The organism is Streptomyces sp. NPDC057963 (assembly GCF_042887155.1).
Lineage (GTDB): Bacteria > Actinomycetota > Actinomycetes > Streptomycetales > Streptomycetaceae > Streptomyces.
In genome coordinates this window covers 592423-605806 of record NZ_JBHVPX010000002.1, presented here as the reverse complement: position 1 = coordinate 605806, position 13384 = coordinate 592423, and the positions used below count along the sequence as shown (strand labels likewise).

Below are 13384 nucleotides of genomic sequence, written 5' to 3'. Positions count from 1 at the left end.
CGGTGACGGACTACTGGCGGGTCGGTGACCGAGCCGTACTTTCCGTCCTCGATCTTGTAACGGCCACGCCAGTAGCCGGCACACTTCTCCGCGTACCCTGCGGGCACCTCTCTTCTGCCGCGCGGGGTGCGCTGGGCAACTGGAGCGCATTGCGACGTGAGCAGCCGGTGTGGCGGCCATCGCCGACGCCGTGGCAAGACAGGCCACGCCTCCCAGGGCTGCCACCGTCCGCGCCTCCGCCGCGTTCCTCATCACCGGCGCGATCCGCGTCACCGTCCCCCGGTGGCGTCACCGCCGGATCGGCGCTCGTCCCGTTCCTGCGCAGGCGCTTCCCCCTCGACCGCATCGAGTACACCTCGGCCCGCTGGACCCGGCCTTCCGAGATCGGCGGCGATCGCGCGCAGCCTTCTACGGACCTTGCCATGGCACACGCCAAGAGCGTCTCCAAGTGGCCGTTCGCCGCACTGTCGTTGGTCCTGAGCCTGGTCCTGGGCCTGGGACCGGGGTGGGGGCCTGTCCAGGCCGCCGCCTCGGCCCAGCCGGGGCAGAACAGCGGCACGGTCGTCAGCACGACGAACGGCAAGGTGCGCGGCGGCACCCACAACCGAGTACGCAGCTTCCAGAGCATCCCGTACGCCGCCCCGTCCGTCGGTGAACGGCGCTGGAGGGGGCCCGAGCCCGCCGCGGCCTGGACCGGGGTGCGCAAGGCGACCACCCCGGGCGCCGCCTGCACGCAGCCGCAAGGGCTCCCGGTGGGCCAGTCCGGCGGCTACAGCGTCTGCGACCACCTTGCCTCGCCCCTGTCGGCAGGACTCTTCGACCGGGCCGACGCCGCACTGGGGCGCTACCCCCTGAGCGGGTTCGCCTCGGCGGGCGAAGCCCTGGCCACGGTCCGCACGGACGTGACGTGGTCGGTCCCGACGCTCGACACCGCGCGCCTGCTGTCGACGTGGACCCCGACGCGGATGTACGAGTTCAGCGAGCGCGACACCCCGTGGTTCAAGGGGTACCCGGCCCCCAGCTTCGGCCAGCGCGCACAGCGCATGGCCGAACTGCCCTACCTGTTCGACCTCGCCCTCTTCGAGAACGTCCAGGACGAGCAGTCACGGTTCCGCGACCGGATGCTTCACACCTGTGTGGCCTTCGCCGCCTCGGGCCGGACGAGCTGGCCGGCCTTCCGCGGTGAGCACGGATACACGCAGACCCTGTCCTCCCGAGCCTGGAAGCGCGCGGACTTCGCGACCGACCACCACTACGCCTTCTGGAAGAACCTTCGGTGATCCGGTGATCCGGTGAATGGGCCCGGCCCGCGCACCGAATGCAGCCGGGACCCCTCTCGGTCACAGCCGGAGCTCACACCCCGGTGACCTTGGCCACGAAGGCATCCAGGTTGTCCGACATGCGCGCGAGGCGTTCGTCCAGGCTCAGGGACTCCTCGTATCGCCCGGAAGGCAGCTTCGGCTGCCGCTTGCCACGCACGTACAGGGGGCAGGCGAGGTCTCCGCAAAGGTAGATACCGACCGTGTTGCCCTCGCGACCCCGGGCACCCGCCAGGGGGGCGGCGAGCAGCGAGACCCCGGAGGAGGCGTGGCCCGTCAGGCAGACCTGGCACATGCTGGACTTCATGGCGCTGGTGCGCTTCACGGAGGGTATCCGCAGGGAGACCCCCAGCGGGCCCTGCACCCGGGGCAGCACGAGGTGTGCCCTCAACGGCGCTCCCGGATCCACCCAGCCCAGGAAGTCCAGGTCGTCCCAAGGCAGTTCCGCGAAGTCGAGCGGCAGTCGAAGTCGCACCGCATCGCCCTTGGTGCAGTTCACGAAGGATGAGCGGATCTGTTTCTCAGTGAGCGGGTCCACGGGCGTCGACGCTACGTCCGCCCCGGCCGGCCCGCATCTCAATATTCGCTTGGTACGTCGGCCAGGGCCCGCCCCAACCCCCCGCCCGAGCGCCACCACGCCCGGCGGGCCGCGGGCCGGCCGGTACGCCCCGGGGTGTCGGCCCGTACGCCCTGCGGCGCCCGCCACCCTTGTCATGCACGGCACCGAGGGCCGGGGGCGCGGCCCGCCCCCTGGCGGGAGCCGACGTAAGCGTTCCTGACAAGAACCACCCGAAATGCACCCTTTGCACACACATGTGAATCTGGAAGTGGCCCATCGTCCTTGCAGCACCAGATCCGCTAGATCCTCTAGAGGAGGCACGATCGTGGGCAAGAAACAGAGTCGGCAGAACCGGGGGGCCCGTACGGGCGGCCACGAACGCAGCGCCGCTCCGGAGACGAAGGAGCAGAAGCAGCAGCCACCAGCCGACCCGAACCCGGTGCACGCGATCTCTGAGCAGGTCTCCCACCGGAAGCAGCGGAGGTTCGGCCACAACTGATCCCGTAGATCCACGAAAACCGCCCTCTGCGGTGGCATCCCCGAGCCGGATGCCACCGCAGAGGGCGGTTTTCGTTGCGCGCAACGGCACGTGTCCGGCCGGAGGGAAGGCCACGCGCGCACCCGAGGACGTACCCGCACGCCCGTAGCGAATCGCCATCGACCACCAGCCCGACGCACGCGGCACTCGGGCCGGGACGGCCGACGCCCAGGCCGAAGCGCACAGGCGCCAGGCCAGGACGGCCGACGCTCAGCCCCATGACGGCATGACGGCATGACGGCATGCATGCACATCCATGACGGCACGAGACCCGGACGTGCGCGCCCACGAGGGCATGGCACCCGGGCCTGTGCACCCACGAGGACATGGCACCCGGGCCTGCGTGCACGCATTGCGCACCTGCACGCGCCTCGTGCAGATCCAGGGGCAACCAGAGGTTTATCTACGCGCGGAGCCATGCCACCCGAACGATCATTCGGGCATATCAGACCGGTTCTTCCGCAGCTATTACCGGCGAGTACCAGTAGCTGCTAGAAACGTGGCGCTCAACCAACCCCCCACCCACCCCCCACACTTCGGAGGGCTGACAGCCATGTCAGTACGGAGATTCTGGGCGTCCGCATCCACCCTGGTCCTCGCCGCCGCGGCCGCTCTGGGCATCGCCCAGCCGGCCTCGGCAAGCTCCTCGGCCGCCGCCGGCGGGTACGTCGCTCTCGGCGACTCGTACTCGTCCGGTGTCGGCGCCGGGAGTTACCTCTCCGACAGCGGCGACTGCCGCCGCAGCACCAATGCCTACCCCTACCTCTGGGCAGCTGCGAACTCACCTTCCTCCTTCACGTTCGTCGCCTGCTCGGGCGCCACGACGAGTTCGGTGGCCGGCACCCAGCTGGGCGCGCTGAACTCGTCCACCGGCCTGGTCAGCGTCACCGCGGGCGGCAACGACGTGGGCTTCGCCGATGTCATGCAGGACTGCGTACTGTCCAGCGAGGCCACCTGCCTGGGCAGCGTGAACACGGCCGTGTCGCAGATGCAGAACTCACTGCCGTCCGGACTCAGTTCGCTCTACGGTTCCATTCGGTCGCGGGCCCCGCAGGCGCACGTCGTGGTGCTGGGCTACCCGCGCTTCTACCAGCTGAGCGGCAGTTGCATCGCCGGCCTCTCGGAGAAGGAGCGGTCGGCCATCAACAACGCGTCCGACGTCCTGAACGGGGTCATCGCCAAGCAGGCGGCCAATGCCGGGTTCACGTTCTCCAGCGTGGTGGACGAGTTCACCGGACATGAGTTGTGCTCCGGCGACGCGTGGCTCCACAGCGTGTCGATCCCGGTCTACAACTCGTACCACCCCAAGGCCGCCGGACAGTCGGGCGGCTATCTCCCGGCCCTCCGCTCGGCCGTGTAGGACGCGGACGACGGAGGTGCAGGGGTGCGGCGGACTGCCGGGGATGCTCCGGCGGCCCGCCGCACCCCTGTCGCATTCAGCCGTCGGCGACGGCGCCCGGTCCGCGCAGGGCGAGGGCAGCCGCGGCGGCGGGTACGGCGGTGGTCGCGGCAGCCCACCCAGCGGTCCGGTGGCCGCGGCAGCCCACCCAGCGGTCCGGTGGCCGCGGCAGCCCATCAGCCGTACCGGGAGTCGTATCGAGCGCCGCGGTCCGCCGGGCCATCCCCCTCGGCCTCCCATATCCCCGGCGCCCACGGTTCTTCCGCCCTCCCGCCTCAGTACCGCTCCACGAGGTGCTCACGGCCCGCCGGGGGCTCGTACGGCTCCGGCCAGAAGTCGGTGATCCCGCCTATCCGCCCCTCCGCGTCGAACGTGAAGAAGTGAACGGCGTGCAACTCCTGCAGACCGACCGTGAAGAGCGTCCGGACAGCGGCCTGCCGCCCCTCCCGGTCGGCCACGACGCGTTCGACCCGGACGCGCCAGTCCCCCGGGTACTCCCGGTTGAACCGCACGTACCCCTCCTTCCCGCGGATGCGTTCGCGCGTCAGCGGCAGGTCGTACAGCACGTCGTCGGCGAGGGTCGCGGCAAAGGCGTCCCAGTCGCGGTGGTCGGCCGCGGTCCAGTACGTCTCCACCGCGGCGCGCAGATCAGCAGTCGTGGTCATGGTTCGAGTCTGAACCCCACCACTGACAACGGGCCTTGAGTGCCGGCTTCCGGTCAGGCGCCGGCCGGCCGCGACGCCTTGATCGAGTACATCAGCGGGATGCGCGGACGGTCGGCGGGGAAGCGGTAGAAGCCGCCGCCCTGCCGTTGCAGCGACGAGAAACGGGCGAAGAGCGAGAAGTCGTGCTCGTGCAGGAACTCGATGCGCAGTCCGGCGGCGGCCAGCGCCGACACCACGTCGCCGACCGGGTGCTGCCATTCGACGCTGCGGTTGTGGACGGTCGGTGCGTCGAAGTCGGCGTACGTGCCCGGTGTCTCGTCCACCCACGCGTCGCGGCTGAAGTAGTCGTGCACGACCTTCGCACCGGTCGAGTCGTCGAGGCAGTCCGTGATCGGGTGGAACTCCGCGAGGTAGAGGAAACCCCCGGGCGCCACGAGTGAAGCCGCCATCTCGGCCCAGCGCCGGGTGTCGGGCAGCCAGTTCAGCGCGCCGACACCGGTGTAGACGATGTCGTACGACGCGTCGGGGACGGCCTCCACGGCGTCGTGGACATCGGCGGCGACGAACGCCGCCCGGTCCGGGGCGAACCCGAGCTCGCGGGCCAGGCCGCGCGCTGTCTCGACGGCCGGTTCGGAGAAGTCCAGGCCGACGACGCGCGTGGCGCCGTGCCGGGCCCAGGAGAGGGTGTCGACCCCGATGTGGCACTGCAGATGCAGCAGGGACTTGCCCGTGACGTCCCCGACCTCGACGAGTTCGAAGTCGCGCAGGGCGTCCTCGCCCGCGCGGAAGGACTCGAGGTCGTAGAAGTCGCTCACGGCGTGGATGGGGACCCGCTCGTCCCAGCGCGCCCAGTTGGCCTCGTGCCAGTCGGCAGGGGTCGATGCGTACATGCCCGGGAGGTTATCCACAGGCTGGGGGCGATGCGAACGAATTGTCGGCGTTCCGGCGCAGAATGGACGGCATGACTGAGATCACTGGTTCGACGTCCCCCACCGCACCTGCGGCCCTTTCCGCACCGGAGACGGCCTCCGGGACGGCCTCCGGAACGCCACCTGAAGCCGCACCGGAGGCGTCTTCCGCACCGACCGCGACCACTTCCGCACCGAAGTGGGAGCAGCGCTTCCGGGCTCCCCGGGTGTCCTTGCCCGACTGGGCGGAGGACGCGCCGGACCGCTCCCTGTTCGTCTCCAACGCCACGGGCACGTACGAGCTGTACGCGTGGGACCGCGCCACCGGCGAGCAGCGTCAGGTGACCGATCGGCCGAACGGCACGACGGACGGCGTGCTGACACCGGACGGCGAGTCGATCTGGTGGTTCAGCGACACCGACGGGGACGAGTTCGGGGTGTGGATGTGTCAGCCGTTCCACGGCGGCGGGGGTGACGAGGCGGTGGACGAGCCGGCGGCCCCCGGCCTCGGTGCCTCGTACCCGGCCGGGCTCGCGATCGGGCGCGACGGTACGGCGGTGATCGGCCGTTCGACCGACGAGGACGGGACGACGGTCCATGTCGTACGGCCCGGGACCGCGCCTGTCGAGATCTACCGGCACCGTGAGTCGGCGGGCGTCGGTGACCTCTCGTACGACGGGACGCTGATCGCCCTGGAGCACACCGAGCACGGCGACGCGATGCACTCCGCGCTGCGCGTGGTGCGGCCGGACGGGTCGACGGTCGCCGAGCTGGACGACACCGAGGGCGGTACGAAGGAGCTGGGCCTGTCCGTGCTGGGCTTCGCGCCCGTGGCCGGAGACACCAGGCTGCTGGTCGGGCATCAGCGGCGGGGCCGCTGGGAGCCGATGATCTGGGATCCGATGACGGGCACGGAGACGGATCTCGCGATCGATCTGCCAGGGGATTTGGGCGCCGAGTGGTATCCGGACGCCTCCGCGCTGCTGATCGTGCACGGCTTCGAGGCCCGCAGCGACCTGTGGCGGTACGAGCCGGGGGCCGGCGGCGCTCCCGTCCGGGTGGAGACTCCCGCCGGTTCGGTGTCGGGTGCCACGGCCCGGCCGGACGGCACGGTGGAGTACCTGTGGTCGTCGGCCGCGCGGCCGCCCGTCATCCGGTCCACCTCGGGCGCGGTGGTGCTCGATCCGCCCGGCGCGAAGGCCCCGGCGTCCGTGCCCGTGGAGGACGTGTGGGTGGACGGGCCCGGAGGCCGCGTCCACGCGCTCGTACAGCGGCCCGCCGCCCCGGCCGAGGGGCCGTTCCCCACTGTCTTCGAGATCCACGGCGGCCCGACCTGGCACGACAGCGACGCCTTCGCCTCCGGCCCTGCCGCCTGGGTGGACCAGGGCTACGCGGTCGTCCGGGTCAACTACCGCGGCTCCACCGGATACGGCCGTGCCTGGACGGACGCGCTCAAGCACCGGGTCGGCCTGATCGAGCTGGAGGACATCGCCGCGGTACGGGAGTGGGCGGTGAAGTCCGGGCTCGCGGACCCGGCGAGGCTGGTCCTGGCCGGTGGCTCCTGGGGCGGCTACCTGACCCTGCTCGGCCTCGGTACGCAGCCGGACGACTGGGCCCTGGGCCTGGCGGCGGTCCCGGTCGCCGACTACGTCACGGCGTATCACGACGAGATGGAGGCCCTGAAGGCGATGGACCGCACGCTGCTGGGCGGCACGCCGGAGGAGGTTCCCGAACGCTTCGAGGCCTCGTCCCCGCTGACGTACGTCGACGCCGTCCGGGCACCGGTCTACATCTCGGCGGGCGTCAACGACCCGCGCTGCCCGATCCGCCAGGTCGAGAACTACGTGGACCGGCTGAAGGCCCGTGACGCGGTGCACGAGGTCTACCGGTACGACGCGGGGCACGGTTCGCTCGTCGTGGAGGAGCGGATCAAGCAGGTCCGCCTGGAACTCGACTTCGCCCGACGCCACCTGTCCCCGCGGCCCGGCCCGTCCGGCGAGTAGGGACGCCGGTTCCCGGCCCGCCCGGACCACCGCCGCCGGACATCTGTCGGCACCCCGCGCCGGGCGGCCGGAGCGGGGACCGTACCGTGGAGGGGTGTACCGGTTTCTGCTGACCCCGCGATGGTGGGGGATCAACCTCTTCGTCGTGCTGGCCATCCCGTTCTGCGTCTTCATGGGTACCTGGCAGCTCGGCCGCTTCGAGGACCGCGTGCAGACGCACGAGGCCGCCGAGAAGCAGCCCGCCCCAGGCACGCGGGCCGCCAAGCCGATTGACGACCTCCTGCCCGTCGACACCGTGACCTCCGGCCGCCCCGCGACGGCCACCGGCCGGTACGCCGACCAGTTCCTGGTGCCCGGCCGGGAGTTGGACGACGAGCGGGGCTTCTACGTCCTGAACCTGCTCCGTACGGACAGTGGCAAGGCCCTGCCGGTCGTGCGCGGCTGGCTACCCGGCGAGCCCGGCCGCACCGCCGTGCCCGCCGCGCCGACCGGCGAGGTCAAGGTCACCGGCGATCTCCAGGCGTCCGAGAACGCCGGCACCGCGGGCGTCGACGCAGCGGGCGGGCTTCCCGACGGCCAGCTCGGCATAATCAGCGCAGCGTCCCTGGTCAACCTCGTCCCGTACGACGTCTACGACGCATGGGTGACGCTCCAGGACAGCGGCGCCACCAGTGCGCTTCGTCCCGTGCCGGCCGCCGCGCCGCAGGGCACCGGACTCGATCTGAAGGCCTTCCAGAACCTCGGCTACACCGGCGAGTGGTTCGTCTTCGCCGGGTTCGTGCTCTTCATGTGGTTCCGGCTGGTCCGCCGCGAGGCCGAAGCGGTGCGCGACCTGAAGCTGGGCCTCGTCTCGGACGCGGATGCGGACGCAGGGACGGATACGGGGACGGATGTGGACGTGGACCACAAGGCGGGCGCGAACCCGGCGGCGGGCGCGGACCCGGCGGCGGGCGCCCGCCCCGCCGACCCTGCCGACCCCGCCGACCCCGACGTGAGAGTCGGCACCGTCTAGGCCGTACACATGTGAGGGGGTCCGCCCGCCGAATCGGCCGACGGACCCCCTCAGTCATGCGTCCTGTGTCATACGGCCTGTGTCATACGGCCTGTGTCATACGGCCTGCGCCGTACGCGCACGCCTCGTGCGGCGTCGCGCTGCGTTGCGCCGCATCCCGTCCCGACCCGTCCCGGCCCGTCACGCCTCGGGAGCCAGTACCCCGGTCCGGTAGATCGTGCCCGCGCAGGCGTTGGCGATCTTCGTCTCCGCGACCGGCGCTCCCGCTTCCGGCGTGTGTGTGACGGCGACGCTGCCTTCCAACGTCCCGCCGCCGTCCTCGCTGCCGAGCTGCGGACTCGTGTCAGTGACCCCGTCCGAGGTACCCGCACCGGGGCCGGCGGCCGTGGCGCCACCCGCGCCGTCCGTACCGCCCGTCGGGGTCGGGCTCGGTGAACCTCCGGAGGTCGGGCAGGTGTCCTTCGGTACCCAGGCGAACTTCACCTCGTACGCCATGGAGGGCTTCAGCAGCACCGTCGCCTGCTCCTGCGAGGGGTCGGGCAGCCCGGACGCGGCGTCGCCCGCCGTGTGCTGGACGACCGTGATCCTGGACGGGTCGGCCGCGCCCATCGTCTGGAAGCCCACACTGCCGCCGCTGCTCACCGAGCAGCCCGTGCCGGAGACGTTGGCGATCCGGAAGGTGCCGTACACCGTGCCGTCGGCGCCGGCCGCGCCCGTCTCGGCCGAGGCGACCGAGAGCTGTCCCGGGTCGCAGTTCGGCAGGGCCGCCGCAGCGGAGCCGGCCGGGTCGGAGACCCCACCGGCCAGGCCGCCGCCGGTGCCCTGGCCGCGGCCGTCGGACGGGCTGCTCGTGCTCGCGGGGTGGTCCGGGCCGCCGTCGGCCTGTCCGTCGGTGTTGCCGCCGTCGCTCTTCCCGCCGGCCGCCGAGCCGTTCTCGGTGCCGTTGCCGCCCTGCGCCTGCTCGCCGTGTCCGGCTATCGCGGGGTTGGCGGCGTCCGAACCGTCGGAGTTCGCGACATGGACGAAGGCGGGGACGGCCGTGCCGATGAGCAGCGCCGCCGCTGCCATGCCGACGACGGCCTGCCGCCGCCTGGCACGACGGGCGGGCACCGCGCGCTGCAGCCGGTCGAGGGTGCCGTCACCGGGTTCGATGTGCTGGACCGCCCCGCGCAGCATGCGGCGCAGCGCGACCTCGTCCAGATCCGCACCCCCGCCCGGGGCCGCACCCCCGCCCGCGTCCGAGTGCGCACCCGGGTCCGCGGCCGCATTCACCTGCGAGACGCGCTCCGGCCCGCCGTTCCCCGACTCGCCGATCCCCGGCCCACCGATCCCCGACTCGCCGATCCCCGACTCGCCGATCCCCGACTCGCCGTTCCCCGACTCGCCGTTCCCCGACTCGTAGTCCTCCGGCCCGTCACGTTCCGGCCCGTCGTTCACCATTCCGTTTCCAGTCCGGTCATTCCGGGGCTCGCGCTCGCGGCCGGTCCCGTTCCCGTGGTCGCGCTCGCGGCTGTTCTCGTTCCCGTGGTCGCGCCGGCTCATCCCTGCGCCTCCATCACGACGCGCAGCGCCGCGATCCCACGCGAGCCATAGGCCTTGACCGAGCCCAGAGATATGCCCAGTGTCTCGGCCACCTGGGCCTCCGTCATGTCCGCGAAGTAACGCAGCACCAGCACCTCCCGCTGGCGCCGTTGCAGCCCCCGCATTGCCTTGATCAGCGCGTCCCGCTCCAACTGGTCGTACGCGCCCTCCTCCGCGCTCGCCATGTCCGGCATGGGCTTGGAGAGCAGCTTCAGCCCGAGGATGCGGCGGCGCAGCGCGGAGCGCGACAGGTTGACGACGGTCTGGCGCAGATACGCGAGTGTCTTCTCGGGTTCCCGTACCCGGTTGCGCGCCGAGTGCACGCGGATGAACGCCTCCTGCACCACGTCCTCACACGAGGCGGTGTCGTCCAGGAGCAGCGCCGCAAGGCCGAGCAGCGAACGGTAGTGGGCACGGTAGGTCTCGGTGAGATGGTCGACCGTGGTTCCGGCAGCCACGCCCTCCTCAGCGCCCTCGCGCTGCGACGGCAGGCGTGCGGGACGCGCAGCGGGCATGGGCGCGATCACCGGCATACCGCCGGGCGCGCGGGGCCGTCTGAGCGGTCGCACCGAAGCGCCGCGCAGGGGGCCCACCACTGTGATATCGAGAACCTCTGCCACGCCAGTTGGACACGTTTCCCCCCGTCAGGGTTGTACGCGCGCGGCACCGCGTTTGACGCGGTGCGACATGCCCTCATACGTACCTGCTCTTCCCCGAATGCCCCGAATGCGCGCCCCGCCGCGCAAGAGGTGACCGCATAGACGCGCGCTTTCCGGCCAGCGGTTGCACCGGGCCGGAAGGTCATCGTCGGACACCCTGACACCCCAGCTCAAGAGGTTCAGACCTTCAACTTGCTCACAGGGCATTCACAGAGAGTACAAAACAGGTTCGATCAGGACCGGGGGAATTCGGCGGCCACCGATTCGGCGATCTGCGCCACGTTCAGCGCCGCTCCCTTGCGGAGGTTGTCGCCGCAGACGAACAGTTCCAGACCCCGGGGATCGTCCAGCGACCTGCGCACTCGCCCGACCCAGGTCGGATCGGTGCCGACCACGTCGGACGGTGTCGGGAAGTCCCCCGCCGCCGGGTTGTCGTACAGCACGACGCCCGGTGCCGTCGCCAGGATCTCGTGGGCCCGTTCGACCGCGATCTCGTTCTCGAACCGCGCGTGCACGGACATCGAGTGCGTCGCGACGACGGGTACGTACACACAGGTCGCCGCCACCCGCAGGCCCGGCAGGTCCAGAATCTTGCGGCACTCCTCGCGGATCGCCAGTTCCTCCGACGACCAGCCGCCCCCGGCCTCGGTCCCGGCCCAGGGCACCACGTTGAGGGCCACCGGTGCGGCAAAGGGACTGCCTTCCGTGTCGCCCACGGCCCGGCGCACGTCCCCGGGCTTCGTGCCCAGTTCCGTACCGGCCACCAGCGACAGCTGTTCGCGCAGCGCGGCGACGCCGTCGCGGCCCGCTCCGCTCACCGCCTGGTACGAGGAGACGACCAGTTCCCGCACGCCGAATTCGGCATGCAGCGCACCGACCGCGACGATCAGCGAGAGCGTCGTGCAGTTCGGGCTCGCGACGATGCCGCGCGGCCTGATCCGTACGGCATGCGGATTGATCTCGGGCACGACCAGCGGAACGTCCGCGTCCAGCCGGAACGCGGCGGAGTCGTCGATGACGACCGTGCCCTTCGTGGCGGCGATCGGCGCCCACTGCGCGGAGACGTCGTCGGGCACCAGGAACAGCGCCACGTCGACATCGTCGAAGACGTCCTCGGTGAGTTCGAGGACTTCGCTCTCCTCGCCGCGCACGACCAGCTTGCGGCCGGCCGAACGCGGCGAGGCGATCAGCTTCACCTCGCCCCAGACATCCGCGTGCTGCGAAAGGATCTGGAGCATGACGCCGCCGATCGCCCCGGTCGCTCCGACGACCGCGAGCGAAGGACGGCGGGCGGTCATCGGCCGGTGCCCCCGTAGACGACGGCCTCGTCGGAGTCGCTGTCGAGACCGAAGGCGGTGTGCACGGCGCGCACGGCCTCGATGACGTCGTCGGCACGGGTGACCACCGAGATGCGGATCTCGGATGTCGAGATCAGCTCGATGTTCACCCCGGCGTCCGACAGCGCCTCGAAGAAGCCCGCCGTGACGCCCGGGTTGGTCTTCATGCCGGCGCCGACCAGAGAGATCTTCGCGATCTGGTCGTCGTAGCGCAGCGACTCGAAGCCGATCGTGCCGCGGGTGCGCTCCAGGGCGTCGATGGCCTTGCGGCCCTCGGCCTTCGGCAGCGTGAACGAGATGTCGGTCAGGCCGGTCGACGCGGCGGAGACGTTCTGCACCACCATGTCGATATTGACCTCCGCGTTCGCAATGGCGCGGAAGATCGCGGCGGCCTCGCCCGGCTTGTCGGGCACACCGACGACGGTGATCTTGGCCTCGGAGACGTCATGGGCGACTCCGGAGATGATCGCGTGCTCCACCTTCTGGTCCCCTTGCGGCTCGTTGCTGACCCAGGTTCCGCGCAGTCCGGAGAAGGACGAGCGGACGTGGATCGGGATGTTGTAGCGGCGTGCGTACTCCACGCACCGGTGCAGCAGCACCTTGGAGCCGGACGCGGCCAGCTCCAGCATGTCCTCGAAGGAGATCCAGTCGATCTTCCGGGCCTTCTTCACGACCCGGGGGTCGGCGGTGAAGACACCGTCCACATCGGTGTAGATCTCACAGACCTCGGCGTCCAGCGCGGCCGCGAGCGCGACAGCGGTGGTGTCGGACCCGCCGCGACCGAGGGTGGTGATGTCCTTCTTGTCCTGGGACACACCCTGGAACCCCGCGACGATCGCGATGTTCCCCTCGTCCAGCGCCGTACGGATACGGCCCGGCGTCACATCGATGATGCGCGCTTTGTTGTGGACCGAGTCGGTGATGACGCCTGCCTGGCTGCCCGTGAACGACTGGGCCTCGTGGCCCAGGTTTTTGATCGCCATCGCCAGCAGGGCCATGGAGATCCGCTCTCCGGCGGTCAGCAGCATGTCGAACTCACGCCCGGCAGGGATCGGGGATACCTGCCCGGCGAGATCGATCAGCTCGTCCGTCGTGTCGCCCATCGCTGACACCACGACAACCACCTGGTTGCCGTTCTTCTTGGCGTCGACGATTCGCTTGGCGACACGCTTGATGCCTTCGGCATCGGCTACGGAGGAGCCTCCGTACTTCTGCACGACAAGGCCCACGTGCGCTCCTCGCTCAGTCCGTTACTGCGGTCGGCTCAGTTTAACGAGCAGTCCGGAAACGCCCCGCCAATACCACATGGTGAGATGTCCCGCTCAGCACGTGATCATCGGCGTGTCGTCCCGAACTGCTCGTACGGGGCTGCTGCCCGCCGATCGGGCCCGCACTCCCGTATGT

Annotated in this window: 13 protein-coding genes; 5 read left to right on the top strand and 8 right to left on the bottom strand. The window is 70.8% G+C overall.

Going from position 1 to position 13384, the window contains the following annotated elements:
- The first annotated feature begins 422 nt into the window (after nt 1–422).
- Nucleotides 423–1280, top strand: coding sequence for a carboxylesterase family protein (locus ACFVT1_RS06530; protein ID WP_389793100.1), 858 nt, complete (start codon nt 423–425; stop codon nt 1278–1280).
- A gap of 73 nt (nt 1281–1353) precedes the next feature.
- Here the strand turns inward: ACFVT1_RS06530 and ACFVT1_RS06525 are convergent, their stop codons facing one another.
- Nucleotides 1354–1857 carry an FBP domain-containing protein gene (locus ACFVT1_RS06525; protein ID WP_389793098.1) on the bottom strand — a complete coding sequence of 168 codons (504 nt, stop codon included), beginning with the start codon at nt 1855–1857 and terminating at the stop codon, nt 1354–1356.
- A 346-nt stretch (nt 1858–2203) separates the two neighbouring features.
- Here ACFVT1_RS06525 and ACFVT1_RS06520 point away from each other — a divergent pair, with 346 nt between their 5' ends.
- Nucleotides 2204–2377 (top strand): hypothetical protein, encoded by a 174-nt coding sequence (locus ACFVT1_RS06520; protein WP_389793097.1) that lies wholly within the window; start codon nt 2204–2206, stop codon nt 2375–2377.
- Nucleotides 2378–2969: 592 nt separating this feature from the next.
- Nucleotides 2970–3776: an SGNH/GDSL hydrolase family protein gene (locus ACFVT1_RS06515; protein WP_389793095.1), complete on the top strand. Its 807-nt coding sequence runs from the start codon at nt 2970–2972 to the stop codon at nt 3774–3776.
- A gap of 76 nt (nt 3777–3852) precedes the next feature.
- On the opposite strand, the gene ACFVT1_RS06510 is transcribed toward ACFVT1_RS06515, so the two are convergent.
- From ACFVT1_RS06510 to ACFVT1_RS06500, 3 genes are read right to left on the bottom strand one after another with little or no spacing between them, the layout of a single operon-like run.
- Nucleotides 3853–4038, bottom strand: a complete 186-nt coding sequence (locus ACFVT1_RS06510) for a hypothetical protein (protein ID WP_389793093.1) — start codon at nt 4036–4038, stop codon at nt 3853–3855.
- A gap of 52 nt (nt 4039–4090) precedes the next feature.
- Entirely contained in the window at nt 4091–4480 is a 390-nt protein-coding gene (locus ACFVT1_RS06505; protein ID WP_389793091.1) for a nuclear transport factor 2 family protein, read from the bottom strand.
- Nucleotides 4481–4533: 53 nt separating this feature from the next.
- Nucleotides 4534–5370, bottom strand: a complete 837-nt coding sequence (locus ACFVT1_RS06500; protein ID WP_389793089.1) for a class I SAM-dependent methyltransferase — start codon at nt 5368–5370, stop codon at nt 4534–4536.
- Between the two features lie 71 nt (nt 5371–5441).
- Between ACFVT1_RS06500 and ACFVT1_RS06495 the strand changes: the two genes are divergently transcribed.
- Both ACFVT1_RS06495 and ACFVT1_RS06490 read left to right on the top strand, forming a co-directional pair.
- Nucleotides 5442–7391, top strand: coding sequence for a S9 family peptidase (locus ACFVT1_RS06495; RefSeq protein WP_389793086.1), 1950 nt, complete (start codon nt 5442–5444; stop codon nt 7389–7391).
- A gap of 94 nt (nt 7392–7485) precedes the next feature.
- Entirely contained in the window at nt 7486–8403 is a 918-nt protein-coding gene (locus tag ACFVT1_RS06490; RefSeq protein ID WP_389793083.1) for an SURF1 family protein, read from the top strand.
- A gap of 180 nt (nt 8404–8583) precedes the next feature.
- Here ACFVT1_RS06490 and ACFVT1_RS06485 read toward each other — a convergent pair whose 3' ends face one another.
- The 4 genes from ACFVT1_RS06485 to ACFVT1_RS06470 all read right to left on the bottom strand — a co-directional run bounded on the left by ACFVT1_RS06485 (nt 8584) and on the right by ACFVT1_RS06470 (nt 13209).
- On the bottom strand, nt 8584–9945 hold the full coding sequence (locus tag ACFVT1_RS06485; RefSeq protein ID WP_389793081.1) for a hypothetical protein: 1362 nt from the start codon (nt 9943–9945) through the stop codon (nt 8584–8586).
- Entirely contained in the window at nt 9942–10517 is a 576-nt protein-coding gene (locus ACFVT1_RS06480; RefSeq protein ID WP_389793364.1) for a SigE family RNA polymerase sigma factor, read from the bottom strand. The genes ACFVT1_RS06485 and ACFVT1_RS06480 overlap by 4 nt, the downstream gene beginning before the upstream one ends.
- Nucleotides 10518–10876: 359 nt before the next feature.
- Entirely contained in the window at nt 10877–11941 is a 1065-nt protein-coding gene (locus tag ACFVT1_RS06475; protein ID WP_389793079.1) for an aspartate-semialdehyde dehydrogenase, read from the bottom strand.
- A complete protein-coding gene (locus tag ACFVT1_RS06470; protein WP_389793077.1) occupies nt 11938–13209 on the bottom strand; it encodes an aspartate kinase in 1272 nt (423 codons plus the stop codon). The genes ACFVT1_RS06475 and ACFVT1_RS06470 overlap by 4 nt, the downstream gene beginning before the upstream one ends.
- Between the last annotated feature and the right edge of the window lie 175 nt (nt 13210–13384).